Source organism: Cryobacterium frigoriphilum, assembly GCF_004403305.1.
Taxonomy (GTDB): Bacteria; Actinomycetota; Actinomycetes; order Actinomycetales; family Microbacteriaceae; genus Cryobacterium; species Cryobacterium frigoriphilum.
The window spans coordinates 1-25,943 of the sequence record NZ_SOHE01000025.1 but is presented as its reverse complement, the minus strand read 5'-3'; the positions used below and the strand labels follow the sequence as shown (position 1 = coordinate 25,943).

Annotated in this window: 27 protein-coding genes; 11 read left to right on the top strand and 16 right to left on the bottom strand. The window is 66.7% G+C overall.

Going from position 1 to position 25,943, the window contains the following annotated elements; genetic code table 11:
- Window positions 1–170: 170 nt before the first annotated feature.
- The gene (locus tag E3T55_RS05950) at window positions 171–2,021 is read right to left on the bottom strand and encodes a phosphoenolpyruvate carboxykinase (GTP) (protein ID WP_134518661.1); all 1,851 of its coding nucleotides are present in this window, start codon (window positions 2,019–2,021) and stop codon (window positions 171–173) included.
- 168 nt (window positions 2,022–2,189) lie between these two features.
- Here E3T55_RS05950 and E3T55_RS05945 point away from each other — a divergent pair, with 168 nt between their 5' ends.
- The 3 genes from E3T55_RS05945 to E3T55_RS05935 all read left to right on the top strand — a co-directional run bounded on the left by E3T55_RS05945 (window position 2,190) and on the right by E3T55_RS05935 (window position 6,280).
- The gene (locus E3T55_RS05945; RefSeq protein WP_134518660.1) at window positions 2,190–3,632 is read left to right on the top strand and encodes a helix-turn-helix domain-containing protein; all 1,443 of its coding nucleotides are present in this window, start codon (window positions 2,190–2,192) and stop codon (window positions 3,630–3,632) included.
- A 198-nt stretch (window positions 3,633–3,830) separates the two neighbouring features.
- The gene (locus E3T55_RS05940; protein WP_134518659.1) at window positions 3,831–5,237 is read left to right on the top strand and encodes a hemolysin family protein; all 1,407 of its coding nucleotides are present in this window, start codon (window positions 3,831–3,833) and stop codon (window positions 5,235–5,237) included.
- Window positions 5,234–6,280 (top strand): hemolysin family protein, encoded by a 1,047-nt coding sequence (locus E3T55_RS05935; RefSeq protein ID WP_134518658.1) that lies wholly within the window; start codon window positions 5,234–5,236, stop codon window positions 6,278–6,280. The genes E3T55_RS05940 and E3T55_RS05935 overlap by 4 nt, the downstream gene beginning before the upstream one ends.
- Before the next feature lie 177 nt (window positions 6,281–6,457).
- Here E3T55_RS05935 and E3T55_RS05930 read toward each other — a convergent pair whose 3' ends face one another.
- From E3T55_RS05930 to E3T55_RS05880, 11 genes are all read right to left on the bottom strand, one after another.
- On the bottom strand, window positions 6,458–6,649 hold the full coding sequence (locus E3T55_RS05930; protein ID WP_134518657.1) for a hypothetical protein: 192 nt from the start codon (window positions 6,647–6,649) through the stop codon (window positions 6,458–6,460).
- A gap of 80 nt (window positions 6,650–6,729) precedes the next feature.
- Complete coding sequence (locus tag E3T55_RS05925; protein ID WP_134518656.1) at window positions 6,730–7,347, bottom strand: SRPBCC domain-containing protein; 618 nt, start codon at window positions 7,345–7,347, stop codon at window positions 6,730–6,732.
- Between the two features lie 18 nt (window positions 7,348–7,365).
- Window positions 7,366–8,256 (bottom strand): SDR family NAD(P)-dependent oxidoreductase, encoded by an 891-nt coding sequence (locus tag E3T55_RS05920; protein ID WP_134518655.1) that lies wholly within the window; start codon window positions 8,254–8,256, stop codon window positions 7,366–7,368.
- Window positions 8,253–9,455 (bottom strand): thiolase family protein, encoded by a 1,203-nt coding sequence (locus E3T55_RS05915; protein ID WP_134518654.1) that lies wholly within the window; start codon window positions 9,453–9,455, stop codon window positions 8,253–8,255. Before E3T55_RS05915 ends, E3T55_RS05920 begins: the two co-directional genes overlap by 4 nt.
- A gap of 75 nt (window positions 9,456–9,530) precedes the next feature.
- On the bottom strand, window positions 9,531–10,337 hold the full coding sequence (locus E3T55_RS05910) for a TrmH family RNA methyltransferase (protein ID WP_134518653.1): 807 nt from the start codon (window positions 10,335–10,337) through the stop codon (window positions 9,531–9,533).
- Between the two features lie 32 nt (window positions 10,338–10,369).
- Window positions 10,370–11,311 carry a DNA-3-methyladenine glycosylase family protein gene (locus E3T55_RS05905; RefSeq protein WP_241992899.1) on the bottom strand — a complete coding sequence of 314 codons (942 nt, stop codon included), beginning with the start codon at window positions 11,309–11,311 and terminating at the stop codon, window positions 10,370–10,372.
- A gap of 28 nt (window positions 11,312–11,339) precedes the next feature.
- Window positions 11,340–12,779: an NAD-dependent succinate-semialdehyde dehydrogenase gene (locus E3T55_RS05900; protein WP_420897975.1), complete on the bottom strand. Its 1,440-nt coding sequence runs from the start codon at window positions 12,777–12,779 to the stop codon at window positions 11,340–11,342.
- A gap of 302 nt (window positions 12,780–13,081) precedes the next feature.
- On the bottom strand, window positions 13,082–13,861 hold the full coding sequence (locus E3T55_RS05895) for an alpha/beta fold hydrolase (protein ID WP_198418523.1): 780 nt from the start codon (window positions 13,859–13,861) through the stop codon (window positions 13,082–13,084).
- 45 nt (window positions 13,862–13,906) lie between these two features.
- Complete coding sequence (locus E3T55_RS05890) at window positions 13,907–14,578, bottom strand: isochorismatase family protein (RefSeq protein WP_134518651.1); 672 nt, start codon at window positions 14,576–14,578, stop codon at window positions 13,907–13,909.
- A 53-nt stretch (window positions 14,579–14,631) separates the two neighbouring features.
- The gene (gene dacB, locus E3T55_RS05885; protein WP_241992898.1) at window positions 14,632–16,263 is read right to left on the bottom strand and encodes a D-alanyl-D-alanine carboxypeptidase/D-alanyl-D-alanine endopeptidase; all 1,632 of its coding nucleotides are present in this window, start codon (window positions 16,261–16,263) and stop codon (window positions 14,632–14,634) included.
- 76 nt (window positions 16,264–16,339) lie between these two features.
- The gene (locus tag E3T55_RS05880) at window positions 16,340–17,419 is read right to left on the bottom strand and encodes a Gfo/Idh/MocA family protein (protein ID WP_134518650.1); all 1,080 of its coding nucleotides are present in this window, start codon (window positions 17,417–17,419) and stop codon (window positions 16,340–16,342) included.
- Between the two features lie 379 nt (window positions 17,420–17,798).
- Here E3T55_RS05880 and E3T55_RS05875 point away from each other — a divergent pair, with 379 nt between their 5' ends.
- The 3 genes from E3T55_RS05875 (at window position 17,799) to E3T55_RS05865 (ending at window position 20,238) form a co-directional block, all read left to right on the top strand.
- Window positions 17,799–18,770 carry a diacylglycerol/lipid kinase family protein gene (locus E3T55_RS05875; RefSeq protein ID WP_241992897.1) on the top strand — a complete coding sequence of 324 codons (972 nt, stop codon included), beginning with the start codon at window positions 17,799–17,801 and terminating at the stop codon, window positions 18,768–18,770.
- A 107-nt stretch (window positions 18,771–18,877) separates the two neighbouring features.
- Complete coding sequence (locus E3T55_RS05870) at window positions 18,878–19,549, top strand: alpha/beta fold hydrolase (protein ID WP_166791694.1); 672 nt, start codon at window positions 18,878–18,880, stop codon at window positions 19,547–19,549.
- Between the two features lie 47 nt (window positions 19,550–19,596).
- Window positions 19,597–20,238: an esterase/lipase family protein gene (locus E3T55_RS05865; RefSeq protein ID WP_241992896.1), complete on the top strand. Its 642-nt coding sequence runs from the start codon at window positions 19,597–19,599 to the stop codon at window positions 20,236–20,238.
- Between the two features lie 28 nt (window positions 20,239–20,266).
- On the opposite strand, the gene E3T55_RS05860 is transcribed toward E3T55_RS05865, so the two are convergent.
- Window positions 20,267–20,470: a three-helix bundle dimerization domain-containing protein gene (locus E3T55_RS05860; RefSeq protein WP_134518647.1), complete on the bottom strand. Its 204-nt coding sequence runs from the start codon at window positions 20,468–20,470 to the stop codon at window positions 20,267–20,269.
- 130 nt (window positions 20,471–20,600) lie between these two features.
- Window positions 20,601–20,990, bottom strand: a complete 390-nt coding sequence (locus E3T55_RS05855; protein ID WP_134518646.1) for a MerR family DNA-binding transcriptional regulator — start codon at window positions 20,988–20,990, stop codon at window positions 20,601–20,603.
- 193 nt (window positions 20,991–21,183) lie between these two features.
- Between E3T55_RS05855 and E3T55_RS05850 the strand changes: the two genes are divergently transcribed.
- The 3 genes from E3T55_RS05850 to E3T55_RS21155 all read left to right on the top strand — a co-directional run bounded on the left by E3T55_RS05850 (window position 21,184) and on the right by E3T55_RS21155 (window position 23,535).
- A complete protein-coding gene (locus E3T55_RS05850) occupies window positions 21,184–22,704 on the top strand; it encodes a SulP family inorganic anion transporter (protein ID WP_134518645.1) in 1,521 nt (506 codons plus the stop codon).
- Window positions 22,705–22,723: 19 nt separating this feature from the next.
- Complete coding sequence (locus E3T55_RS05845; protein WP_134518644.1) at window positions 22,724–23,074, top strand: hypothetical protein; 351 nt, start codon at window positions 22,724–22,726, stop codon at window positions 23,072–23,074.
- 320 nt (window positions 23,075–23,394) lie between these two features.
- A complete protein-coding gene (locus E3T55_RS21155) occupies window positions 23,395–23,535 on the top strand; it encodes a PLDc N-terminal domain-containing protein (protein WP_420897974.1) in 141 nt (46 codons plus the stop codon).
- Window positions 23,536–23,767: 232 nt separating this feature from the next.
- On the opposite strand, the gene E3T55_RS05835 is transcribed toward E3T55_RS21155, so the two are convergent.
- Window positions 23,768–24,217: a cytotoxic translational repressor of toxin-antitoxin stability system gene (locus E3T55_RS05835; protein ID WP_134518642.1), complete on the bottom strand. Its 450-nt coding sequence runs from the start codon at window positions 24,215–24,217 to the stop codon at window positions 23,768–23,770.
- Window positions 24,210–24,629, bottom strand: coding sequence for a prevent-host-death protein (locus tag E3T55_RS05830; RefSeq protein ID WP_134518641.1), 420 nt, complete (start codon window positions 24,627–24,629; stop codon window positions 24,210–24,212). The genes E3T55_RS05835 and E3T55_RS05830 overlap by 8 nt, the downstream gene beginning before the upstream one ends.
- Window positions 24,630–24,918: 289 nt before the next feature.
- On the opposite strand from E3T55_RS05830, the gene E3T55_RS05825 reads away from it, so the two are divergent.
- Window positions 24,919–25,131: a hypothetical protein gene (locus tag E3T55_RS05825; RefSeq protein ID WP_134518640.1), complete on the top strand. Its 213-nt coding sequence runs from the start codon at window positions 24,919–24,921 to the stop codon at window positions 25,129–25,131.
- Window positions 25,128–25,721 (top strand): hypothetical protein, encoded by a 594-nt coding sequence (locus tag E3T55_RS05820; protein WP_134518639.1) that lies wholly within the window; start codon window positions 25,128–25,130, stop codon window positions 25,719–25,721. The genes E3T55_RS05825 and E3T55_RS05820 overlap by 4 nt, the downstream gene beginning before the upstream one ends.
- Window positions 25,722–25,943 lie beyond the last annotated feature (222 nt).

Sequence of the window (25,943 nt, the reverse complement as noted above, 5' to 3'; positions counted from 1 at the left end):
CGACACCGGCCCGGCCCGCATTGCCGCCACGGCAGGGCCAGCGACCCCGGCCCGACACCACGCACAACGACCCCGCCACGGGAGGTGACGGGGTCGCGGTGGTGCGCTGCCCGGATAGTGCCGGGCAGGTAATTCAGAGAAGCAGGTCGTTCCGGTCGGGGCCTCGGGCGTTAGTCCTTGAGGTGGTAACGAACGCTGGCCAGTTCGGCGAGCAGTGCCGGCGGCACGCGGTCGCCGAACTTGTTGAAGTATTCCTCGGTCAGGTCGCACTCGGCGAGCCAGGAGGCCGGGTCGATCGCGAAGAGCTGCTCGAGGTCCTTGTCGGAGAGGTCGAGCCCCTCCAGGTTCAAGCCGTCAACGGTCGGCAGCAGGCCAATCGGGGTGTCGCGGGCTTCGGCCTGGCCTTCGAGGCGACGCACCATCCACTCGAGAACGCGAGAGTTTTCGCCGAATCCGGGCCAGATGAAGCTGCCGTCATCACCCTTGCGGAACCAGTTCACCTGGAAGATCGCGGGAGCCTTGGTGCCGAGGGACTTGCCGACCGCGAGCCAGTGGGCCCAGTAATCGGCCATGTTGTAGCCGCAGAACGGCAGCATTGCGAACGGGTCGCGGCGCAGCTCTCCAACGGTTCCTTCGGCGGCGGCGGTCTTCTCGGAGCTGATTGTCGCTCCCATGAACACGCCGTGCTTCCAGCTGCGGGCCTGAGCGACGAGCGGCACGTTGGTCGCGCGGCGTCCACCGAAGATGATGGCGTCGATCGGCACTCCGCCGGCCGCTTCCCAGTCGTCGGCAATCGACGGGCACTGGGCGGCAGCGACGGTGAAGCGGGAGTTCGGGTGGGCAGCGGGGCGGCCGGACGCGGGGGTCCAGTCGTTGCCCTGCCAGTCGATGAGGTGCGCGGGGGGCGTGTCGGTCAGACCCTCCCACCAGACGTCTCCGTCGTCGCGCAGGGCGACGTTGGTGAAGATGGTGTTGCCCCACATGGTCGCGACAGCGGTCGGGTTGGTGGTCTCACCGGTTCCGGGGGCGACTCCGAAGAAGCCGGCCTCGGGGTTGATGGCCCAGAGACGTCCGTCTTCGCCCTGGCGCAGCCAGGCGATGTCGTCGCCGATGGTCTCGACCTTCCAGCCGGGGATGGTCGGCTGCAGCATCGACAGGTTCGTCTTGCCACAGGCGCTCGGGAACGCGGCGGACACGTGGAACACGTTACCTTCGGGCGAGATCAGCTTGATGAGCAGCATGTGCTCGGCGAGCCAGCCCTCGTCGCGGCCCATAACGGATGCGATGCGCAGCGCGAACGACTTCTTCGAGAGCAGCGCGTTTCCGCCGTAGCCGGAGCCGTACGACCAGACCTCACGGGTGTCGGGAAACTGCACGATGTACTTGGTGTCGTTGCAGGGCCATTCGACATCGTCGCGCTTGACGCCCTGGGCGTCAACGAGCGGGTAGCCGATGCTGTGCACGGTGTGCACCCACGGCTCGCCGGCCTCGATCATGGTGAGGATCTGCTCGCCCATGCGGGTCATGATGCCCATGTTGAGCACGACGTAGGGGGAATCGGTGATCTCGACACCGAGCTGCGAAATCGGGCCGCCGAGCGGGCCCATCGAGAACGGAACGACGTAGAGCGTACGGCCGCGCATGCTGCCGGCGAAGACACCCTGAAGTTCTTCGCGCATCGCGGTCGGTTCGGCCCAGTTGTTGGTGGGGCCGGCATCCGCTTCGTCGTTGCTGCAGATGAAGGTGCGGTCTTCGACCCGGGCGACGTCTTTCGGGTTGGTGCGGGCGAGGAAGCTGTTGGGGCGCCATTCGGGGTTCAGGCGGATGAGCTTGCCCTCGGCGACGAGCTGGCGGCTCAGGATGCTGGCCTCACGGGGCGAGCCGTCGCACCAGACGACGGCGTCCGGCTGGGTCAGGCGGGCAATCTCGTCGACCCAGGCCTGCAGGTTCGGGTCGGTGCTGCTGGTGCGCTTGGGGCTGAGGGTCTCGGGAGTGTGTACAGGAGGATTCGTGAGGGTCATGTGGGGACCTTTTTCTGCCGCTCGGCTTCGATGGAGACGCGGGGTATACGTTTTCGAGAAGTTGCTAGACCGTAATTTCTTGCGGTAAGACCAGAATGCTCCCCCCAGCACGGGTCAAGCCCCCGATTAGACAGTTAAGAATGGCAATTCTTTAGATAAAGTTAAGGAATGACGCCTCAAGCCTCCGATCTCATGACCCTGGGTCATCGCATCCGTCACTTTCGCACCGAACGCGGCCTCACCCTCGACCAGCTCGGCAGCCAGTCCGGCCTCGCCGGCAGCCAGTTGTCGCTGATCGAAAACGGACGTCGCGAACCCAAATTGTCACTGTTACAAGACCTGGCGGCGGCCCTCGGCGTTGAGCTCGCGGAGCTGCTCAGCCGCGAGGCACCCAACAAGCGGGCCGCACTCGAGATCGAACTGGCGAGAGCGCAGAAGAATCCCCTCTACGGCGCACTCGGGCTGCCGATCGTGAAGGTCACCAAGGGCATGCCCTTGCCGGCGATCGAGTCGCTGCTGGGGCTGCACCGAGAACTCTCCCGCCGCGCGAGCGAGGCGATCGCGACCCCGGAAGAAGCCCGCCGCGCCAACACCGAACTGCGCGAGCGGATGCGGGACGAGGGCAACTACCTGCCCTCGATCGAGCAGCTCGCCGAGGACCGGGTGCGGGCCTCCGGTCACACCGTCGGCGCCCTCACCCACCGCGAGGTGAGCGTGATGGCCGAGCAGCTCGGCTTCAGCCTGATCTACGTGAACGATCTGCCGAACTCGACGCGCTCGGTGACCGACCTCGTGAACGGGCGCATCTACCTGCCGCCGGCGTCGATTCCGGGCGGGCATGGCCTGCGATCGATGGCGCTGCAGGCGATCGGACACCGACTCCTGCAGCACGAACGGCCGTCGAGCTACGCCGAATTCCTCTGGCAGCGACTCGAGATCAACTACTTCGCCGCCGCCGCACTCATGCCTCGGGATGCCTCACTCGCGTTTCTCTCCAACGCGAAGCGCGAACGTGAGCTGTCGGTCGAGGACTTTCGCGACGCCTTCGGGGTGACGCACGAGGCCGCGGCGCTGCGCCTGACGAACCTCGCCACGAGCCACCTCGATATGACGCTGCACTTCTTACGGGTCAACGGCGACGGCGCGCTGCAGAAGGGCTACGAGAATGACGGCCTACCGCTTCCGGTCGACGTGACCGGGTCGATCGAGGGCCAGTACGTCTGCAAACAGTGGAGCGCCCGCAGCGCCTTCACGCACACCAACCGCACGACCGAGTTCTACCAGTACACCGACACCCCGGCCGGCACGTTCTGGTCGGCGACCCAGACCGGCGCGACGCCGGCCGGTGAATTCTCGATCAGTGTCGGCGTGCCGTTCGCGCAGGCCAAGTGGTTTCGCGGCCGGGAGACAACGCAGCGTTCGGTGTCGACCTGCCCCGACGAGTCGTGCTGCCGCCGTCCCGACGGCGCCATGGCGTCACGCTGGGCCGGTCGGGCCTGGCCGAGCGCGCGCCTGCACGCGCACGTGCTGTCGCCGCTGCCGAGCGGCACCTTCCCGGGCGTCGACGACACCGAGGTCTACGAGTTTCTCGAGGCGCACGCCCAGGAGTAGGGCGTTCAGGACAGACAGGCGGTTACCCAGCCTCGACCACTACTCTCAAACGAGTTGACGCTTCATCGCTGTCCGTTTCGGACCACGCGTCGACGCATCTGAACACCCTGAACGGAAGTACATGAGCGCCCCCGGTGACGCCCTTGTCCATCTCGTCGCGCCTCTGGGCGCTGCGTCTCTGACGCGGGGGGTGAACTGATGGAAATTCTCGCCCTGATCATCGGGTTGATCCTGCTGGCCTCCTGCGGCGCTTTCGTCGCCGCGGAGTTCTCGCTCATCACCGTCAACCGCAACGACGTTGAGGCCGCCGCCGAGAGTGGCGACAAGCGCTCTCAGGGCGTGCTCAAGGCGATGAAGACCATGTCGACCCAGCTCTCCGGAGCCCAGCTCGGCATCACCGTCACCAACCTCGGCATCGGCTTTCTCGCCGAGCCGGCCATTGCGAACATCGTCGACGGCCCGCTCGGAAACCTCGGGCTTTCCGAAGCGGGCGCCACGACCGTGTCGGTGACGATCGCCCTCGTGCTGGCAACCGCGCTCACCATGATCTTCGGCGAGCTCATTCCGAAGAACCTCGCGATCGCTAGGCCACTCGCCACCGCCCGTGCGGTGCAGGGTTTCCAGCGTGGTTTCACCAAGAGCACCGCCTACCTCATCCGCCTCTTCAACGGCACCGCCAACCGTGTCGTGCGCCTGCTGGGCTTCGAGCCGCAGGAAGAGCTGGCCTCGGCCCGCTCCCCCGAAGAGCTGCTCGGCTTGGTGCGGCACTCCGCCCGGCAGGGCGCCCTGGCCGTGGACACCGCCGAACTCGTCGAACGCTCGTTCGCCTTCGGTGACCGGCGCGCCAACGATGTCATGACACCCCGCGGGCAGATCCTCAGCCTCGACCCCGACGATTCGGTGCACGAACTGCTCATTCGTGCCAAGGCAACCGGACACTCCCGGTTTCCGATCATCGGCGGCGACGGGGAGGGCACCGTGCTCGGCCTCGTGCACGTGCGCCACGCCCTCGCCGTGCCCTACCTCGATCGGGACCGTGTCACCGTCGGTCAGGTCATGGGCCCCGTCACGACCGTGCCCGACACCGTCGAACTCGACGGCCTGATGGACACCCTGCGTCACGGCGGCCTGCAGATGGCCGTGCTGATCGACGAATTCGGCGACACCGCCGGCCTCGTCACCCTCGAAGACCTCGTTGAAGAACTCGTCGGCGAAGTCCGCGACGAACACGACCCCGTGCAGGAGGTCATCACGAGTGATGCCGACGGCGCCTGGGACCTCGAAGCCTCACTGCGCCCCGACGAGGCGAGCGAACACCTCGGCGTGTTCGTGCCCGAACACGAGGAGTACGACACCCTCGCCGGGCTCGTCACCCTCGAGCTTGGGCGTCTCGCCCGCGTCGGCGACACGATCGAGATCGCGAGCGAAGACGTTCCGGGAGCTCCGGAAAGCCGCATCCGCTTCGACGTGACCGCGATGGATGACCACCGCATCGATCGGGTGCGCGTTCTCGTGCGCACCCTTGACGCCGACGCCGAGCGCACCGACAGCGACCCCGCCGCCACCCCGGCCACGGCCCCCGAACGAACGGAGCGCCACTTATGAGCACCACCGCAGGCCTGCTTCTGACCGTCGGGCTGCTGCTCGTCAACGCCTTCTTCGTCGGCGCGGAATTCGCGCTGATCAGTGCCCGCCGCACGATCGTCGAGCCGAAGGCCCTCGCGGGCTCCCGCTCGGCACAGATCACCCTGAAGGCGATGGAGAACGTCTCGCTCATGATGGCGGGCGCGCAACTCGGCATCACGATCTGTTCGCTCGCCCTCGGCGCGCTCAGCGAGCCGGCCATCGCGAGCCTGCTCGAGGGTCCGTTCGCCGCGATGGGCGTTCCTGACGCCTTCGTGCACCCGATCGCCTTCGCGATCGCCCTGTCGCTCGTGACCTACCTGCACGTCGTGTTCGGTGAGATGGTGCCCAAGAATATCGCCCTCGCCGGCCCCGAGCGCATGGCCATGCTGTTGGCACCGCCGCTCGTGGCGATCGTGACCGTTCTGTTCCCGCTGCTCTGGGTCATGAACGCCATCGCGAACGCGTTCCTGCGCCTGATGAAGGTCGAACCGAAGAACGAGGTGACGAGCGTCTTCACCCGCGATGAGGTCGCCGCGCTCGTCGAGGAGTCTCGCCACGGCGGCATGCTCGACGTCAACGATGAGAAGCTGCTGCTCGGCGCCCTCACCTTTGCGGAACGCGACGTGTCAAGCGTGCTGATCCCCGTGCAGTCGCTCACGACACTGGCGACGGATGTCACACCCGCCCAGGCGGAAGCGGTCGCCATCGGCGGGTTCTCCCGATTCCCGGTGCGTGCGGCCGACGGACTGCTCGTCGGTTACGTGCACATCAAGGACCTGCTCGAGATCGAGGCCGAGCGCCGCGACCTGCCGATGGATCCGGCCCTGATGCGTACCCTGCCGGACGTGCGCATGGACATGCCGCTGCGCCAGGCACTCACCGCCATGCAGGGTTCGGGCGCGCACCTCGCCCGCGCAATCGACGCCAACGGCGTGACCCTGGGCATCCTGACGCTGGAAGACGTGCTCGAAGAGCTCGTCGGCCAGATCCGCGACGACAGCCGCAGCCTCAAGCTCGGCTAGCCTCCCGCAACCCGGTATCCCTGCGTCCTGCGTCCTGCGTCCTGCGTCCTGCGTCCTGCGGCCCGACCGCCGTTCTCGCGGGGCCCCTCGGGGCTAATTCAGGCAAATATCACTCCCCGATCATCGGAGGCCTCTGATCTCGCGGCTGTTGCCAGCCGCAATCGCAGATTGCCTGAATTAGCCACCGTACGCAGCGCGCACGAGCTGCACGAGACCGTTGGGTCGCCGGACATAGCGCGCCTCTCGCGGCGCATTACCCCAAATCGGCAAGCGGATGCCGCTGTTCAGTCGCAGCGTCCGTTGCAGTCCGAAAATGAACAATCCGGAACTGGCCGCGATCAGGGCGACGCCACCGAAAAACTGAATCATCGGCGGCCCCGTGTTCTCGTCGTTCCCTCAGCCTGTAACCCAACCGGTTGCATTGTTTGAACCGGAAGGCTCCCGGCCGGTCAGGGCGCGTCGGGCGCGAACTGCGCGATCGACGCCGCGACGGCGGCCGAGAGCTCGATGGCGCTGGCCGTTTCGGACCGTTCGACGGCGGCCGCCCAGGCGTCAATCGACAGCCGAGCGAAGCGCTGCATGCCCGGCGAGGCCTGCCACGTCACGGGATTGTCCACGAAGTCCCCGGCCAGGAACAGACCGAGGCCGACCACGCTCATCTCCCACGCCGGTGCCACGTAGAGCGCTCCGGCCCCGCTGCCCGCCATCGACAGCGGTACGGTGTGCTCGAAGGTGAGGGTCGATCCGCCGCTGACCCCGGGGTCGAGCCGGGCCACGACCACGCTGGTCGGGCCGCCGTAGGTCACCCGCACCACCCGGCCCGGAACACAGGCGAGGATCTCGCCGCCGGCGTTGCCCTCGAATTGGAACGTGCCACCGACCTGCAGATCACCGGTGACCGGCAAGAACCAGCGTGCCAGTGCGGCGGGCTCTGTCAACGCTGCCCAGACAGCTTCTGGTAGCGCAGCGTAGTGGTGCACGAGCCGTACCTGCACGGCCGGCTCGCCGCCGCCGGGCGCCATCGCGACCGTTCGCTGAGTCTCATTGATCTGAATCTCGGATGCCATGATCTCTCCTACTCGGATCTACTTCGGCTGCATGCGAATGGCGCCGTCGAGACGGATGGTTTCTCCGTTGAGCATGGGATTCTCGACTATATGCCGCACGAGGGATGCGTACTCGGCGGGATCTCCGAGTCGCGACGGATGCGGTACCTGTGCCCCGAGGGAGTCACGCACCGCGGTCGGCAGCCCCTGCAGCATCGGGGTGTCGAAGGTACCGGGAGCGATCGTCATCACTCGAATGAACGACTGGGCGAACTCGCGGGCGAGCGGCAGCGTCATGGCGGCCACTCCGCCCTTGGAGGCGGCGTAGGCCGCCTGGCCGATCTGGCCGTCGAAAGCGGCGACGGATGCGGTGTTCACGATGACCCCGCGCTCGGCGGCTCCCCGCCGGGCCGGGTCCCCGACCGGCGTGGTGTGCATCATGGCAGCGGCAGCGAGCCGGGTCACGTTGAAGGTGCCGACAAGGTTGATGCGGATGGCTCGGTCGAAGTCGGCGAGCGGCATCGGTCCATCGCGGCCGACCGTGCGCGCCCCCGGGGCGATGCCGGCGCAGTTGACGACGATGCGCAGCGGGCCGAGCAGCATGGCGGCGTCGACGGCGGCCTGCACATCGCCCGCACTCGTGACGTCCCCGGCCACGAACTGGGCTCGCGGGTGGCCGGCGTTGGGGTGACGGGGCGCCGCGGGGTCACGGGGCACCACGGTCGTACTCGAGCTGGAGCCGGCGGAACCCGGCTGGGTGTCGTCGGCACCAGCATCAGCGTTCAGCCGAGCGGCGATCGCCTCGCCGGGAGCGCCGGGAAGGTCGAGCAGCACGACGTGGGCGCCGGCGGCGTGCAGGGCGGTCGCGGTCGCCAGACCGAGGCCGGAGGCGCCCCCGGTGACCAGGGCGGAGCATCCGTTGATGATCATGACAGCCTTTCGATCAGTGTGGCATTGGCCATTCCGCCGCCCTCGCACATGGTCTGCAGGCCCCAGCGGCCGTCGGTCGCTTCGAGTTGGCCCAGCAGGGTGGTGAGCAGGCGGGTGCCGGAGGATCCGAGGGCGTGGCCGAGCGCGATCGCTCCGCCGCGGGGGTTGAGGCGGGCGGGGTCGGCGCCCAGTTCCTGCTGCCAGACCAGCGGTACACACGCGAAGGCCTCGTTGACCTCGTAGGCGTCGATGTCGTCAATGCTGAGGCCGGCGCGGGCGAGGATGCGCCGGGTGACCGGAACGACCCCGGTGAGCATGAAGAGCGGATCGCTGCCGGTGACGGCGAAACCGTGAAACCGGGCGCGCGGGGTCAGGCCGAGTTCGGCGGCGCGTTTCGCGCTCATGATCAGGGTCGCCGAGGCGCCATCGGTCAGTGGCGAGGAGTTGCCGGCGGTGGTGTGCCAGTCGAGGCGCGGATATCGGCTGGCGAGCCGGTCGGTGCGAAACGCCGGCGGCAGCCCGGCAAGACTCGCGTGCGACGTAGTCGGGCGGATGGTCTCGTCGTCTTCGATCGGACGGCCGTCGGGGGCCTCGAGCGGCACGATCTCCGCCGCGAAGTCGCCGCGTTCGGTCGCCGCGGCGGCGAGCCGGTGCGAGCGGGCGGCGAAGGCGTCGAGCTCGTCCCGGCCGAGGTGCCAGTGGTCGTTGATGAGTTCGGCCGACACGCCCTGATTGACCAGGCCCTCGGGGTAGCGTTCACGCATCCGCTGCCCCGCCGGGTCTTGTTCGCCGCTGCCATAACCAGAGATGGAGGACCCGAGCGGTACGCGGCTCATCGATTCGACGCCACAGGCGATGACCACGTCATAGCTGCCGGCCATCACGCCCTGTGCGGCGAAGGCCACGGCCTGCTGGCTGGAGCCGCACTGGCGGTCGATGGTGATGCCGGGAACGGTCTCGGGAAACCCGGCGCTCAGCAGCGCGGTGCGGGTGAGGTTGTAGCCCTGTTCGCCGACCTGGCTGACGCAGCCGCCGATGACATCGTCGACGAGCGCCGGATCGAGGTCGTTGCGGGCGACGAGTTCGCGCAGCACGGTGGCGAGCAGATCGGCCGGGTGGATACCGCTGAGTGCGCCGCCCGGTTTGCCGCGCCCACTCGGGGTGCGCAGAACGTCGATGATGACAGCCTCATTGCTCATGACTCCACCCTACGACGATCCCCTGACTATGCCGAGAAACGGCGCGCAATCGGCGGCCGCCGGTCGGCGCCGGGGTCAGGACGAGAGCGCCCACATCGCGACGGCACTCGCTGCGGCCACGTTGAGGGAATCGATTCCATGCTTCATCGGGATCTGCACGACACTGTCACTCGCGTCGAGTGCGGCCTGGGTGAGGCCGGGGCCTTCCGCGCCGAGCAGCAACGCCAGCCTCTCGTGGTCGTGGGCTGCAAAATCGCGCAGGCTCACGGCATCCGTGGTGAGGGCGAGCGCGGCCACGTGAAACCCATGCCGGGTCAGTAACGCGCGGGTCGACGGCCAGTCGCCGACCCGGGTCCACGGCACCTGCAGCACGGTGCCCATCGACACTCGAATGGCCCGCCGGTAGAAGGGATCGGAGCAGCGCGGGGTCACCAGGATCGCATCGGCACCAATCGCACCGGCGGAGCGAAAAATGGCGCCAACGTTGGTCGGGTCGGCAACGTCTTCGAGAATCACGATGCGTTTCGCCGTGCTCAGCAGGGTGTCGGCTTTCGGCAGTTCTGGTCGGTTCATCGACGCGATGAGGCCGCGGTGCAAAATGTAGCCGGTGAGTTCGGCGAGCAGTTCTCCGGGTCCGACGAACACCGGAATCTCGGCCGCGTGCGGCCCGAGCACCCGCAGCGCCTCCTCGGCGGTACCGCCGAGGGCCAGCACCGATCGCGGCCGGTGCCCGGCGCGCAGCGCCCGCTCGAGCACGAGCGCGGATTCGGCGATGTACAGCCCGTGCTCGGTGCCGCGGGCCTTTTTCAGGGCAACGTCGGTGAGGTGGGCATAGTCGACCAGGCGCGGGTCGCTCAGGTCGGTGATGGTAATGACGGGCATCCGCTCAGCTTAGTTCCGGGGCTGGGGGCCGGTCAGTGGCGGCGGTGGTCGACGAAACTCAGCCGAGGCCCGCGGCGGGGCTTCATCGTGGCTCCGCCGACCTCGAGCAGCCGCACCACCCGGTAGCGGTGCGGCTGCCACTTGACCATCGCCTCGATCATTTCGGCGTCGGTCAGGTCCCGGCCGAACAGGGAATGTCCGATCATGTTGGAGAGGTGGTAATCGCCGACCGAGAGCGCGTCGGCGTCGCCGAAGGCCCGCTGGGCGACCTCGGCGGCGGTCCAGACACCGATCCCGGGCACGGTGCGCAGTCGGGCGGTTGCCTCCTGCGGGCTCAGCGTCACGGCGGCCTGCAGCTGCCGGGCGACCTGCAGCGCCTGCATGACCGTGCGGGACCGCTGCGGGTCGACGCCCGCCCGGTGCCATTCCCACGAGGGAATGAGTTGCCAGGCCCGGTTCGACGGCGCCACGAGCATGCCCAGCGGTGTCGGCCCCGGGGCGGGGGTGCCGTGCGCGCGCACGAGCGACCGCCACGACGCCGTCGCCTGCACGCTGATCACTTTTTGCTCGAGGATCGCCGGAATCAACGATTCCAGCACCTGCCCGGTGCGCGGAATGCGCAGCCCCGGATACCGCCGATGGGCGTCGTGCAGGCGCGGGTGATCGGCGACGAACCCGGTGGGGTCGTCACCCTCGCCCATCAGGGCGGCTGCCGCGGCCACGGCCGTGTGCGCGCCCGCACCCCAGGCTTCACAGGTGAGGGTGTGCGGGTCGTGCTGGGTGAACCGCATTGACGCCGGCCCGTCGACCGTCAGGGTTGTGCGCCAGAGGGCGCCGTCGGCCGCGACCTGGTGGGTGGGATCGGTGGCCCCGCGACGCAACCGGGACAGCGTCAGCTGCACGTCGGTCGCGAACGGCGGATGCCACGTGGTCGCGGCATCCGCCGTCGCCCCGGCGGTGACTGCGTCAGACATCGGTCGCTGCCGGTGGGGTGCGCCGGCGCTAGACCGTGGCGGGGTCGGGCGTCAGCGTGTACTTCGTCGACAGATATTCACGGATGCCCTCGAGCCCGCCCTCACGGCCGAGCCCGGATTGCTTGACCCCGCCGAACGGAGCCGCCGCGTTCGAGACGACGCCCGTGTTGAGCCCCATCATTCCGGTCTCGAGCCGGTCGATCATGCGCTGCCCGCGGGCAAGGTCAGCCGTGAAGACGTAGCTGATCAGGCCGAATTCTGTGTCGTTGGCGATGCGCACCGCGTCGTCCTCGTCGGTGAACGTCGTGATCGCAAGCACCGGGCCGAAGATCTCCTGGGCCAGGATGTCGCTGCCGGCGGTGATACCGCTCACGACGGTCGGGGCGTAGAACGTTCCCGGCCCCTCGAGCGCCTGCCCGCCGGTGAGAACCTCGGCACCGCGGGCGACGGCATCCGTCACGAGCGCGTGCGCCTTCTCGACCGCGGCCTCATTGATGAGCGGACCGATGTTCACGCCCGACTCGGTGCCGCGGCCGACCTGGAACGCCGTGACGCGCTCGGTGACGCGGCGGCCGAACTCGGCGGCAATGGACTCCTCGACGATGAACCGGTTGGCGGCGGTGCAGGCCTGGCCGATGTTGCGGAACTTGGCGATGATGGCTCCGTCGACGGCCTTGTCGAGGTCGGCATCGGCGAAGACCACGAACGGGGCGTTGCCGCCCAGCTCCATCGAGGTGCGCAGCACGTTCTCGGCGCTCTGCTTGATGAGCAGCTTGCCGACCGGGGTCGAGCCGGTGAAGCTGAGCTTGCGCAGCCGCGGGTCGGCGATGATCGGGGCCGACACCGCGCCGGACTCCGAGGTCGTGATGACGTTGACAACACCCTTGGGCAGACCGACCTCTTCGAGCAGGGCGACGAAGGCGAGGGTCGTGAGCGGGGTGAGTTCGGCGGGCTTGACGACGACGGTGCAGCCGGCGGCGAGCGCCGGGGCGATCTTGCGGGTGGCCATGGCGAGCGGAAAGTTCCACGGGGTGATCAGGTAGCACGGGCCGACCGGGTGCTGGGTGATGATCATGCGCCCGGTGCCCTCGGGGTTGGCGCCGTAGCGCCCACTGATGCGCACGGCCTCCTCGCTGAACCAGCGCAGAAACTCGGCGCCGTAGGCGACTTCACCGAGCGCCTCGGGCAGGGGCTTGCCCATCTCAAGGGTCATGAGCAGGGCGAAATCGTTCTTGCGCTCGGTGAGCAGGTCGAAGGCGCGGCGCAGCAGTTCGGCGCGCACCCGCGGCGGGGTCTGGGCCCAGCCGGCCTGAGCGGCGACGGCCGCATCGAGGGCGGCGGCGCCGTCGGCGACACTCGCATCGGCGACGCTCGCGAGCACGGCACCGGTCGCCGGGTCGATCACGTCGAGGGTGCGGCCACCGGATGCCGCCACCCATTCGCCGTTGATGAACAACCGGGTGGGCACCCCGGCGAGCAGGGTGGATTCTGCCGTGGTGCTCGCTGCGGTGGTGCTCGCTGCCGTATCGCCGGCTGTGGTGGTGTTGTCTGGTGATGTCGTCTGGGTCACGGTGCCTCCTCGAAAAGCCTCTGCCAAATCTACCGCGCCCCACCGACGGGCGCAGGGTCGCCCGCCCGCGCCCGCCGCCCGTACCATTCGACGGTGTTTCACCCGAAAACATGCCGTTTCGGCCATATTTGCGTGTTTTTAGCCCCGATCTCCGTCGAATGGTACGGGCAGGCAGACGGGCGGGCAGGCGACAGAGCCGGTCAGGCCAGAAACGTCAGGGCGGCCTGCTTGAACTCGCGGGCGGTGAGCGCCGTGATGTGGGTGCGACCCGGCAGTTCGAGGTAGTCGGCGCCGCGGGCCGCGGCCAGTTCGGCGACACCGGCGGGGATCGCATCCGCTCCCCCGGCCACGAACAGCTGACGGATGCCGGCCGGCACGTCGAGCGTCGCGCCCGCGATCCCCTGCACGCAGGCCACGAGCGCGTGCCGATCGGCGCCGGCCGCGATGGCCGCGCCGAGCACGGCGGCGATCGAGGCGTTCGCGGACCCGGGGCTGATCTCACCGTGACTCACGAAGCGAGTGACGTTGACCGGGTCCCAGGTTTTGAATAGTTCGAGGGGGCCGGCACCGCCGAGCACGAGAGCACCGACCCGCTCCGGCGCGAGCCGGGCGAAAGCCGCAGCGACGCGGGATCCCATCGAGTACGCGATCACGTCGGCCTGCGGCAGCTCGAGCTCGTCGAGCACCGCAACGAGGTCTGCGGCGAGTTGCCGCGGCGCGTAGTCCGCGCCGCGGTGCGGCTTGTCGCTGCGGCCGTGCCCGCGCAGGTCGGGCGTGATGACGCCGCGACCGGACTGGGCGAGTGCGCTCACCCAGCCCGGCCTGTGCCAGGTGGCGGATGCCGTACTCGCGAACCCGTGGACCAGCACGATCGGGCGCTTTCCGGCAACAAAGTCGTAGGCGATGCGCACGCCGTCGAGTCGCCGCACCACGCCCACGGCTCCGAGCGATCGGCTGTCGGCCGCTCCGGGCTCGCTCACGCGCGGCCGTCAGCCAGCGACGGGTCGATCATTCGGGTTCTGCCATCACTCGGTGTCTGACGTCGCATCCGCTGGGGCGTCCGGTGCGGCATCCGAGCGCTCTGGCACCGGGGCATCCGGCGCCGGGGGGCCGAGCACGTCGGAGGCGGCAAACACGGCCCCGGCATGGGCCATTTCGGCGAGCGCCGTGGCGGTCGACTCCGCGGCGACGCCCGCGACCAGATCGGTGAACACCCGCACGTGCTGGCCGTGTTCGAGGGCATCGAGCGTCGATGCCCGCACGCAGTAGTCCGTGGCGAGGCCGACGATGTCCACCTCGGTCACGCCGTGCTCGCTGAGCAGCGCCGTCACGGTTTGTCCGGCCTCGGTGGTTCCCTCGAAGATCGAGTACGCGGGTGCGCCCTGGCCCTTGCGAATGTGGAAGGTCACGGCATCCGTCGCCAGCGCGGGATGATATTCGGCGCCGCCGGTGCCCGCCACGCAGTGCACCGGCCAGGTCGTGACGAAGTCGGGCGCGGTGTCGCGGGCGAAGTGGCCCCCGTTGTCGTTGCCGATGTCGTGCCAATCACGGCTCGCGAACACGAGGGGATAGGCCTGCGGATGCGCACGCAGCAAGGCCGTGACGCCCGCCGCCACCGCGGCCCCGCCCTCGACACCGAGAACACCGCCCTCGGTGAAGTCATTCTGAACGTCAATGATGAACAGGGCCCGGGTCATGGCACTCCTTCAGTCGTGAACGGTCGCGGACCGACCGGTCGCTGCGTGAACGGTCAGTTGTTGGACAGGTTATCGCCGCACCGGTAAAAACCGGCGGTAATCGTGTCGATCGCCTGTTTCGCGTTGTCGCTCACGTCGCCGAGGGCGTAGACGGCGAAGGTCAGTGGGGTGCCGTCGGCGGCGTGCACGATGCCGGCGAGGGTGTAGCCGGTGGTGATCCAGCCGGTTTTGGCGAAGACCGCCCCATCGGCGACACCGTTATCGCCGGCGAACCGGTCGCTGTAGGAGAGCGATCCGCTCGGGCCGCCCGCCACGGGCAGGCCGTCAAAGATCACCCCGAGATGCCCCGCGCGGGAATCGATCTGCTGAAAGAGTTGCGTCAGGTAGGCCGGCGGCACCGCGTTGGCAGGGCTGAGGCCGGAGCCGTCGGCGATCACGAGACCGGTCGTGTCGATCCCGTAGGGTTCGAGGCCGCCGACGATGCCCGATTGCAGCGCGGCGAAGGTGTTGCCGGATCCGGACTGCACGGCCACCAGACGGGCGAGCATCTCGGCGATCGTGTTGTCGGAGACGATGAGCGACTGCTGAATCAGCGTGGAAACGGGCTGTGACTCGGCGCTCGCGAGCGGCGCGGCCCCGGCCGGAGCGGCGGCCCGCGTGATGGTCAGTGCCGAGCCGGCTCCGGCGGCGCTGAGCGCGTCGGAGAACGCCTGCCCGGCCCGGCCAATCGGGTCTTCGCTGCGCGGGGAGGTGCTGCGGGCGGGATTGTCCCGGTCTCCGTCAACCTGCAGGGCGGTTATTTCGGGCATGTAGCCGAGCGCGAGCTCGCTTCGGGCCCAGCCGTCGTCCCAGCCCGGCCCGTCGAACAGGGTCGAGTCGAGCACGATCGAGGTGATCGGCGTGCCCGCCCGTGCCGGGTCGGCGTTCCAGGCTGCGAGGGTCGCGCTCGCGAGAGTGTCGAGGTGCGCGGCGCCCGAATAGAAGGACTCCTGGCCGGTCGGCAGCCGGGTCAGCGTGAGGTCGCCGCCGCCGACAAGTACGACCTGGCCGGGTTCGGTGCCGACCATCACGGTCGTCGTGGCGCGGTAGTCGGGCCCGAGCACGCTCAGCGCCGCGGCGCTGGTCAGCACCTTCATCACGCTCGCGGTCGCCCCCGGTGTGGTTCCGCCGCGGTCAAACAGCACCTCACCGGTAGCGGAGTTGCGCACCTGGCCTTGAAAGTTGGCGAGCCGGCCGTCGGCGGCGAGGCCTGCGACGGAACAGGTGCGCAGCCGGCTCGCGGTGGTCGCCGCGGCGGGCACCGGGCGGTCGGGATCGACGGTCACGGTCGGTGTGGGCGTGGCGGTGGCTGTCGGTGCTGCGACGACGGATGCCGCCCCCGGTTCCCCGAAACCGGCCAGCCCCGCACCGGTGGCCGCGCCCCCGACAACCGCGCCGGTCGCGAGCAGCGCGAACACGGTGGCGGCCGCCGTGATCAGCCAGGCGCGGCGGTGGCGGCGAAAGTGCTGCAGCCGCGGGGATGCCGGCGGCCGGGCTCTCGCGGACGATACCGACGACGACGACGACGACGCTGACGCTGACGACGACGACGACAGCGCTGTCGGCGTCACCTCGGGCACCGCTGTCAGCGACGACGGCAGCGGCAGCGGGGACGTGGGATCGCGCGGGGGTTCCGTTTCGGGCACCCCAGCACTTTACCTGCCGGCGCTACCCACTGCCCGAGAGCGTTCGGTCTGGTGCGTGGGATCGGCCCACCGGCGACTACTCCCCCGGGTACCGCAGCCCGATCTGCGCGCGCACCGCGTCGAGGCTCTGCATAATCGCCACGGTCTCCTCGGCCGGCATCACCGCACTCGACACCTGGCCCGCCCGAATCAGGCGTTCCGCCTCCTGCGCCTCGAAGTACATGCCCCGCCCCGACAGGTGGCCGGTCACGAACGTCTCGAGCAGATCATTACTCGCCGAATAGACCCGAAAGGTGGTCGGCGCGTACCAGACCGCATCGATCTCGATGCGCCCGAGCGTGCCGAGAATGACGGCGGTGTTGGGCCCGAGGGTGTCACTCGCGGACAGCGTCGACGCGATCGCCCCACCCGGGTAGCGAAAGATCGTGGCGACCTGGGCATCCGCTCCGGTAGGTTTGAACGTCGCGCTCGCGACGATCGATTCCGGCACGCCCAACAGCGACGACGCGAATGAAATCGGGTAGATGCCGAGGTCGAGCAGCGCGCCGCCGCCGAGCGCGAGGGAGTTGAGCCGGTGTGCCGGTTCGGCGGGCAGGTTCTGGCAGTGGTCAGCGATGAGGGTGTGCACGTCGCCGAGCGTTCCGGCGGCGATAATTTCGCGGATGCGCACCATATGCGGCAGAAACCGGGTCCACATCGCCTCCATCACGAGCAGATTCTTGCTCGCCGCGAGGTCGACGATTGCGCGCGCCTCTCGCGCATTCAGGGCGAAAGCCTTCTCGATCACGACGTGCTTGCCCGCTTCGAGCGCGAGGCGCGCATTACCCTCGTGAAACGGATGCGGCGTCGCCACGTAGACGACGTCGACCTGCGGATCCGCGACGAGCGCTTCGTAGCTGCCATGGGCGGTGGGAATGCCGAACTCGGCGGCAAATGCATCCGCTGCCCCCGCAGACCGAGAGCCGACGGCCTGCACGCTGTGACCGTTTTTCACGAGGTCGCCGGTGAAAGCGTGCGCAATGCCACCCGTGGCCAGTATGCCCCAGCGAATCAGACGTTTCGGCTCGGCACTGCTCGGCTCGGCACTGCTCGGCTCGGCACTCGTCTGGGCGGCACTCGTCTGGGCGGCGATCCTCGGGGCGCTGTGCTCAGTCATGCCGCGAGCCTACCCATTGCCGGCCCGTCTGCCCGCGAAAGCGGGTGAATTGTCGGTACCGGGCGCTCAGACCGACGAGTCGCCCGCTTGCGTGAGACTCGACGGGGCGTTTCACCCCTGAGCGTGACGATGTCATGAGGAAAAATCGTAATATAGACGCGCATTACCGTGCCAGTCGCCGGAACCGGACCGACCCCGCACCGCACCGCACCGCACCGCACCGCTCGTGAGACGTTCACCCCTTTCGAAAGCAGGCACCGATGACACGTGATCCGCATGTACCCCCGCCTTCGCCACACGAGCCCCCGGCCGTCGACCCGGCCACAACGGAGCCGGACGACACACCCGTCGAAAACCCGTCGGGGGCACGGTGACCGGCGTGCCCTCCCCGGGTGAGATGAAGTTCGCGGCGGTGATCTACAACCCGATCAAGGTCGATCTGGCGGCGTTGCGTGAGGTAGTCGACGAGGCAGAACACGATCACGGCTGGAGTTCGAGCCTGTGGCTTTCCACCAGCACAGAGGATGCCGGTCAAGAGCGTGCCGCGGAGGCGGTGCAATCCGGTGCATCCGTCGTCATCGTTGCCGGCGGAGACGGCACCGTTCGCGCCGTCGCCGAAGGCCTCCAGTCCGGCTCGATTCCGCTGGCACTTCTGCCGTCGGGTACCGGCAATCTCCTGGCACGAAACCTCGGAATTCCCCTCAACGATGTCGCGGCTGCGGTGACCATCGCCTTCACCGGCGACGTCCACCGCATTGACGTCGGGCGCATCACGGTCACGCGCGAAGACCAATCGGAGTCGAGCCACGTTTTTGTCGTAATGGCGGGCCTGGGGCTGGACGCAAAAATGCTGGCGAATACCGACGATGATCTGAAGAAGAAGGCCGGCTGGCTCGCCTACGTCACGGCTCTCGCCACAACGTTGCGCGATCCGCACGAACTGCGTTTTCGCTACAGCCTCAATGGAGGCCAACAGCGATCCTTGCGCGCCCACACCCTCATCGTGGCCAATTGCGGAGCCCTTCCGTCGAATATCGTGTTGCTTCCCGATGCCGAGGTCGACGACGGACAATTCGACATTGCCCTGCTGCGTCCCACCGGCGTCATCGGGTGGGTCCAAATTTTCTTCAAGGTGATCTGGGAGAATGGCGTGCTTCGTCGATCCAGGGCCGGGCGCGCCTTCATGACGAAGGAGGTCAGCGCCCTGCGCTACGTCAAGGCCACTCAGATCGGAATACGACTCGCCCGTGCCGAGCAGATCGAACTCGACGGCGACGGTTTCGGTTCCGCGCTGGCCTTTGAGGCGCAGATCGATCCGAAGGCGCTCAGCATCATGTTTCCACGCTCGTGAACCTTGCTGTACACGAACCCCGCAGGCGGCGACTCAGAAGCGGTGGTTTCGAATTCGGTGTCATTCATTCGCCGGGACCGCGGGGCGGTGGGGATTTCCCGGTCTTTGTGATCGTGCATGGGATCGGTACCTCGCACCGCTATTCCGCCCTGCTGCACCGGGCCCTGGCGACCAGCGGGAGCACCTATTCGCTGGATCTCCCCGGCTTTGGTGGCACGGAGACTCCGCGGCGCCAGCTATCGGTGGCCGACAATGCCACCCTGTTGAGCTCGGTGTTGCGTACCCTGATGCACGGCCTGCGGGTAAGGCAATGCGTTGTCATCGGTCATTCGATGGGTGCCCAGATTGCAACCGAACTGGCCGTGCAGCACCCCGAGCTGGTCTCGCATCTGGTTCTCATCGGGCCGGTCACCGACTCCCGTCGCTGCTCGGTACTCGCTCAGGCCATCGACCTGTGTCGCGACACACTAAAGGAACCGGTGGCAGCCAACCTGCTGGTTTTCGCCGATTACGCTCGCTGTGGCCCCTGGTGGTACACCCGGACACTCGTTTCGATGCTGGCCTTCGCGACTGCCGACCGGATCGTGCACGTGGCGGCGCCCATTCTGGTGATGCGCGGCGCCGATGATCCGGTGTCCCGACAAGCGTGGTGCGCCGGACTCGTACGTCGATCCCGGAACGGGATGTTGAGCGAGATCGCCGGCCACCGCCACCTCGTGCACTACAGCGCCGCCGGCAGCGTCGCGGGGCGCATCAGCCGCTTCGTGCAGAACTCGTGAGCCGTGCGCGCGGAATGAGTCCCCGCGTCGGCCGGCTGCGCTGGTGGATGCAGGATTACCTCTACGCCGCACAGCATCAGTGGCGGGCGGTGCAGTCGAAGCCAAGCCCGAACACTCTCGCGTCGGGCGATCGATGTCCCGTGGTCATCGTGCCCGGAGTGTACGAACGGTGGCAGTTTCTCTGGCCAACCGTTGCCCGCATCCACGGTGCCGGCCACCCGGTCTACACCGTCGACAGGCTCGCCCGAAACACCGATTCCATCCCTCGCTCTGCTCGCTGCGTTGCCGAGTTCATCACGGAGCGAAATTTGAGCAATGTCGTACTGGTTGCGCACAGCAAGGGTGGCCTGATCGGAAAATTCGTGATGCTCAATCTCGATGTCAACGCCCGTGTCGTGGGCATGATCGCAGTCGCTACCCCATTCCTGGGATCAGGCTGGGCCAGATACATGCTTGCACCCAGCCTGCGTGCGTTCTCGTCTCACGACCCACACATCAGCGCTCTGCACGCGCGCCACGAGGTGAATTCGAGGATCACCTCGATCTATGCCGCTTTCGATCCGCACATCCCCGAAGGATGTGCTCTACCGGGCGCACGCAACATCCGCATCAATACCGGCGGTCACTTTCGACTGCTCGATGATCCTCGAGCCATCACGGCGATGATGGAGACGCTGGCCACCTATTGAGACGGCTGGGTGGGCCTATTCGCTCGTGCTAGTGCTGATGCGCGGCAATCAAGCGCAGACGGGCGGCGCGCTGCACGAGCACGGAAACGTAGGCGCGAATCGGGCGGCCGTCGTATCGAATGTGCTCGTCGTGCACGACCTGTTCGATCTCCGCACGCGGGCTGTCGGGATACTTCTCAGCGAGGGTGTTGACGACCTGAGCGATGGCACCTTTTTCGTCGATTTGTTTCATATTTGATTGTGTCTTTTAACACCCGGTACGGGCAAGCCGACTCCCGCGTGTCGCGCACCCCCAGTTGGGGTGGAACGCGTGAAGTGCGACAGCCGCACCCGCAACCGCACCACGCGGTCAGAACGGCCCATTACTGCCGGCGCAGCAACTCCAGAAACTCGTCGGCCATGCCGAGCTGGTCCTGCAGCTTCTGCCGACGCTCGAGGGCCTGGGCGATGAACTCATCGAGCTCTCGCCGCACGGTCGGATCGGCGGCAGCGGCACCCCCGGCCTGCAGGGTGTCGACGATTTTCAGCAGGGCCATCATCTGCTCAAGCGAGAAGCCGAGGGGTTTCATGCGGCGAATCACGATGAGTCGGGAGTGATCGCGTTCGGTATAGAGGCGAAAGCCACCCTCCGTGCGACCCGAGGCCTTGAGCAGGCCGATCTCGTCATAGTGACGCAGGGTGCGCAGCGAGAGCCCCGTCTTCTCGGCGAGTTCCCCAATGTGCATCGTGTTCGACGTCGTCTCTTCTGGCATGGCCCACCCTTCTCGTCACAGCTTTGCAATCAACCCTAACGTTAGGGTAGTGTTATGGGAGTTGGTTGGCAACGTCAACCACTCCCCCACCATTGTGCCGCGTGATTTCCCGCGGCACGTAACCGCTGCGATTCACTCGCTCCCTCGCATCCCTGTGGCTTCTCCCGAGGTCCGTTCCCATTCTGGAGGCCTCATGGCCATCATTCCCAAGACCGCTCCCGTCAACCGCTACCGGGCAGAACCCTCGGTTCTGACCGCACTGCGCACGCCACGCCTGCTCACCCGCGAGGTACTTGCCGGCCTCGTCGTGGCCATGGCCCTCATTCCCGAGGCGATCGCGTTCTCGATCATCGCCGGCGTCGACCCGCGCGTCGGCCTGTTCTCGTCGTTCGTCATGGCCGTCACGATCGCCTTCGTCGGCGGACGCCCGGCCATGATCACCGCAGCGACCGGCGCCGTCGCGCTCGTCATCGCCCCGGTCGCCCGCGAATACGGCATGGAGTACTTCATCGCCACGGTCATTTTGGCCGGCGTCTTTCAAATCGTCCTGAGCCTGATCGGCGTCGCGAAGCTCATGCGGTTCATCCCCCGTAGCGTCATGGTCGGCTTCGTCAACGCCCTCGCCATCCTGATCTTCACCGCCCAGCTACCCCAGCTGCTCGGCGTGCCGTTCATGGTCTACCCGCTCGTCGCCGCCGGCCTGATCATCATGATCGTGATGCCGCGCCTCACCAAGGTGATCCCGGCCCCGCTCGTGGCGATCGTCGTTCTCACCATCGCGACCGTCGTCATCGCCATCAACGTGCCCACCATCGGCGACCAGGGCGAGCTCCCCCAGAGCCTGCCCGAGCTGTTCTTTCCCAGCGTTCCCCTCAACTGGGACACGTTCACGATCATCGCCCCCTACGCCCTCGGCATGGCCCTCGTCGGCATTCTCGAGTCGCTCATGACCGCCAAGTTCGTCGACGAGATCACCGACACCCACTCCAACAAGACCCGCGAAACCTGGGGCCAGGGCGTGGCCAACGTCATGTCCGGTCTCTTCGGCGGCATGGGCGGCTGCGCCATGATCGGCCAGACCATGATCAACGTCAAGGCCTCCGGTGCCCGCACTCGCATCTCCACCTTCCTCGCCGGCGTCTTTCTGCTCGTGCTCGTGCTCGGCCTCGGCGACGTGCTCGCCGTCGTGCCCATGGCCGCTCTGGTCGCGGTGATGATCATCGTGTCGTATCTCACGTTCGACTGGCACAGCATCCGCTTGTCCACGCTCAAGCGGATGCCGAAAAGCGAGACCACCGTCATGCTCGCCACGGTCGCCGTCATCGTCGCGACGCACAACCTCGCCATCGGCGTCGTCGTCGGCGTGATCGTGGCCATGGTCGCCTTCGCTCGCCGGGTCGCCCACCTCGCGAGGGTGGAGCGCACCGTCGCCCTCACCGACGACGTCCCGACGGCCTATTACACGGTCACGGGCGCCCTGTTCTTCGCCTCGAGCAACGATCTGATGACCCAGTTCGAGTACGCCGACGACCCCGACCGCGTCGTCATCGACATGTCCGCATCCCACATCTGGGACGCCTCCACCGTCGCGACCCTCGACGCCATCACCTACAAGTACGAGCGGCACAACAAGCGCGTCGTGATTGAGGGCCTCAACGAGGCCAGCCACGAGCTGCACAGCCGACTGGCCGGCAACCTCGGCGGCGGCCACTGACGGTGCCTAGAGTGGGGGCATGAGCGCAACCTGCGACACCTGCGAACCGGCCTTCATACGCACCGCCGCACCGCCGCCGCACAACGTTGACGTCGTCGGCACGATCAACGCGCTCGCGAGTCGAGTCGCATCGGGCCGCATGCGATATCTGCGCGGCGATGTCCCCCTGATGGACATGCTCGACTTGGCGCGGTCCGAACTGAAATTTACGATCGTCAGCTTCATGCAGTGCGAAGACTGCGGAGCGGTCAAATTCTGGGGACTGTGCATTCGCGGCGCTCCGATCTATAAGACCGTCGGGGCAGAGCGGCCCGCACTGTATCAGTGGGACCCCGTTCCGCCCCGTCAGAGCTGGGCCAGGCAGCCATAGGCGCTCGCGGTGCCACCTACTCCGACGCGGTTGCTGTGTTCGGTCAGGCTGACCAGGGCCAGATGGCGGTCGGCGCTCCAGCAGCATGGACATCATCGCCGCACCACTCTTCCACCCATTTGATTTTGGACTCGTTCACCAACCTCGTGCGGGCGAGATAAGAAGTTGGGTTCCAAGGCCTTGCGGAGTGAAAACTTGACAGTGCTCTTCCCCGCTGCTCAGATTGGCGGACAGGATGCCTGTCGAACCGGGGGACGATGAGGAACAATCCGCTTATTCCAGCTTTCTAGGACATCGCTTGGAGCGGCGTTGTAGTGGTGATGCTCGTGGCTCTCGTGGTAGCCCTGGTGCAAATTCGGCGCGCACCTTCGTTGAGTTCGACCGCTCGGGCCATCTGGGTACTCATTGTGCTTTTTACTCCCATCGCAGGTCCTGTGATCTGGTTCCTTGTAGGTAGATGACCTCAGCCCGCGTAGGACCGCCTTGCGATGTTGACCATCGATTCTTGGCGGGAATGCCGACAATGCTTTGCATGGCCCGCACCTTAAGACAAACCTCCTGTGGGACGCTCAACACGGTGCACCAGTCGGCGTCCGGCGTCTGCAGCTCAGCAAAATCGGGCCATAAAGAGTCTCTGCCGCCAGCACGGTGCCCCTTCCCGTAGCCTCATCGGTCCAGTAGCTGTCGAATCAGTCACGAACTGCGTTGATGGCCGTAGCGCTCCGCCATCTTCTCGGAGAGCAGCTGGGCTGCTTGCGCCGCGGTGAGTGCCAGGCTTTCGCTTTCTTTAACGCCGAGTTCGCTGAGCGCACGAACGAGATACAGCGGTAATGGCTCCTTCTGGGTCACCGTTTCGGGTGCCCCGCGGTCTGGCAACTTCTTGTCACGAACACAGGCCCAAAACGCTTCAGCGTCAACGGCGAGCTGGGTTCGAAGAATGTGGGTCCACATCCCGGCAGAGTACGTCGACCTGTCGACGGGTCTGGAGATTCGAGTGCGGAGGATCTGCCCGTCCCAGAGCGCCAACTCATAGGTGCGGTGATGCCTGACCGGCTGTCCTGACGCGCCGCGTACAAGCTGCCACTTCTCCGCCACGCAGAAATCATCGTGGTCCTCGCGGGTCGCAGCCGTGTACTTACTCACCGCCGCGCTCAAGCCATTCGAGGAGCTGCTCGTCAGTTGAAAGGTTAATGAGCTGCACAAGGGCCCAGTTGCTGGCGTGATTCGGAGCATGCTCCAGCCGGTCGTCCCAGTCTTCGGCGTACTCTCGAAGCGACAGGGCGAGGTCGGCGAGTGCGCCGTCAACGTCTGTACCCTCAGACACGAAGGGGCGACCATCCATCAACGCAATAGTGCGGTCATCTTCCCGAGTGACGCGAACGCGCGGCGATACAGTTCTAGAGAAGTATGCACGGAGCCGATCCAACGGCATGACCGCAGAGAGCTGACCATCGCGCTGCACGGTGACGGTTCGCCCGCGCGCGGTCGCATCGAACACTTCCTTGAGATGCGAGCGCGCGTCCGTAAAGGACCTGTAATCGGCGACGAGTGGCATTTCAACCTTCCTGCGCAGGTGAACCCGCGCGTGCAAACGTACGCTGAGTACGTCATGTACATGATATCTCGGTGTCAACTCGAACGGCTACCTCCAGCACAGACTCACCACAACTGCACACCCGTCCACACCGACCCAATGGCTACACACGTGCCCGTGAGCCGAACCCCCTACGGTCATGGGGATGGGGCGACATTCCCGACGCGCTGGAAGCGCAGAGGTTGCAGCCGAGCCTCACCCCATGTCAATTCCATGTTGACAAGAGTATTTGTCAATCTATAATTGACACATGAAAGAAAAGAGTTCCTCCCTAAAATTGCGGCCAGCATCGACAGCCACCTTGCTCGCGCTTGCTGCCGTCGGCATCGCGCTGACCACGCTTCTCGTTGTGTCCATTGCGATCAAGATCGCCCTACTCGTCGTGGCTGCACTTTTGCTGTTCACTACCGGGATATTTCTTGCATTAGTCATCGCCCGCCCTAAGCCTTCTCGCAATTCATGAGTTCCTTGCCAGAGTGGGACGACAACGCTCTTCGCCACGCCCTATCGGATGCAATCGCAGCGGCTGACCCGTCCCTGGCGGGGCGCCTGGAACACGATCCCAACTCATACCTGGACCTCATCGACCTGACAGCCCGGAGCGCTGAGGAAATCGCTCAGCTTTTGCAACTCTCCGTCACATCTGCCCGTCAAGCCGGCCTGAGCTGGGAGCGCATCGGGCAGCAACTTGGCATGAGCCGCCAAGCGGCCCAGCAAAGATTCGGGCGGGTCGTCGACGGCATCGCTACTCCTTCCTCGGACGAGATACGTCGGATCTCTCCGCTGACTGCGTTTGACGAGATGGAAGAATTAGCCGCAGCCGGACGCACGGGGTGGCATTCCATTGGCTATGGAATGTACTTCCATGACCTCATTCAATCTGATGAGCAATGGGAGCACCTCCGAGTTGTCGCTTTCGCCTCGAGCCGACGCGCAATGGAGAACGAAGGGTGGCATCGAATCGGCTCGATGTGGTTCCCCTGGGCCTACTACGCGCGCCCCACGGGGAAGCCCGTCGAATCAGACGGTGATCCTGGCGATCACACCCGCTAGTCCCACCTCGCGGCAGATTGAGCGCCACGTCCGCTGTCCAGAAGGTGGACGACGAACGAGACAGACCTGAGGCCGAGCCACCTGGCGGCCGAGTGCGTCGACGTTGTGTCACAGGGGAACCCTTAACGGGACAATGAATAGGCCCGACTTTTATTTGTCTGTGAAGTGCGCGACAACCTCAAGACGAAGCGTCTCCAGCTCCCAGCCTTCGATCTGCTCCGC

Bases quoted from the DNA above. Each gene is read 5' to 3' on its own strand.
- E3T55_RS05950 (WP_134518661.1), bottom strand. From the start codon at position 2,021: ATGACCCTCACGAATCCTCCTGTACACACTCCCGAGACCCTCAGCCCC.
- E3T55_RS05945 (WP_134518660.1), top strand. From the start codon at position 2,190: ATGACGCCTCAAGCCTCCGATCTCATGACCCTGGGTCATCGCATCCGT.
- E3T55_RS05940 (WP_134518659.1), top strand. From the start codon at position 3,831: ATGGAAATTCTCGCCCTGATCATCGGGTTGATCCTGCTGGCCTCCTGC.
- E3T55_RS05935 (WP_134518658.1), top strand. From the start codon at position 5,234: ATGAGCACCACCGCAGGCCTGCTTCTGACCGTCGGGCTGCTGCTCGTC.
- E3T55_RS05930 (WP_134518657.1), bottom strand. From the start codon at position 6,649: ATGATTCAGTTTTTCGGTGGCGTCGCCCTGATCGCGGCCAGTTCCGGA.
- E3T55_RS05925 (WP_134518656.1), bottom strand. From the start codon at position 7,347: ATGGCATCCGAGATTCAGATCAATGAGACTCAGCGAACGGTCGCGATG.
- E3T55_RS05920 (WP_134518655.1), bottom strand. From the start codon at position 8,256: ATGATCATCAACGGATGCTCCGCCCTGGTCACCGGGGGCGCCTCCGGC.
- E3T55_RS05915 (WP_134518654.1), bottom strand. From the start codon at position 9,455: ATGAGCAATGAGGCTGTCATCATCGACGTTCTGCGCACCCCGAGTGGG.
- E3T55_RS05910 (WP_134518653.1), bottom strand. From the start codon at position 10,337: ATGCCCGTCATTACCATCACCGACCTGAGCGACCCGCGCCTGGTCGAC.
- E3T55_RS05905 (WP_241992899.1), bottom strand. From the start codon at position 11,311: ATGTCTGACGCAGTCACCGCCGGGGCGACGGCGGATGCCGCGACCACG.
- E3T55_RS05890 (WP_134518651.1), bottom strand. From the start codon at position 14,578: ATGACCCGGGCCCTGTTCATCATTGACGTTCAGAATGACTTCACCGAG.
- E3T55_RS05880 (WP_134518650.1), bottom strand. From the start codon at position 17,419: ATGACTGAGCACAGCGCCCCGAGGATCGCCGCCCAGACGAGTGCCGCC.
- E3T55_RS05865 (WP_241992896.1), top strand. From the start codon at position 19,597: ATGCAGGATTACCTCTACGCCGCACAGCATCAGTGGCGGGCGGTGCAG.
- E3T55_RS05860 (WP_134518647.1), bottom strand. From the start codon at position 20,470: ATGAAACAAATCGACGAAAAAGGTGCCATCGCTCAGGTCGTCAACACC.
- E3T55_RS05855 (WP_134518646.1), bottom strand. From the start codon at position 20,990: ATGCCAGAAGAGACGACGTCGAACACGATGCACATTGGGGAACTCGCC.
- E3T55_RS05850 (WP_134518645.1), top strand. From the start codon at position 21,184: ATGGCCATCATTCCCAAGACCGCTCCCGTCAACCGCTACCGGGCAGAA.
- E3T55_RS05845 (WP_134518644.1), top strand. From the start codon at position 22,724: ATGAGCGCAACCTGCGACACCTGCGAACCGGCCTTCATACGCACCGCC.
- E3T55_RS21155 (WP_420897974.1), top strand. From the start codon at position 23,395: ATGCTCGTGGCTCTCGTGGTAGCCCTGGTGCAAATTCGGCGCGCACCT.
- E3T55_RS05830 (WP_134518641.1), bottom strand. From the start codon at position 24,629: ATGCCACTCGTCGCCGATTACAGGTCCTTTACGGACGCGCGCTCGCAT.
- E3T55_RS05825 (WP_134518640.1), top strand. From the start codon at position 24,919: ATGAAAGAAAAGAGTTCCTCCCTAAAATTGCGGCCAGCATCGACAGCC.
- E3T55_RS05820 (WP_134518639.1), top strand. From the start codon at position 25,128: ATGAGTTCCTTGCCAGAGTGGGACGACAACGCTCTTCGCCACGCCCTA.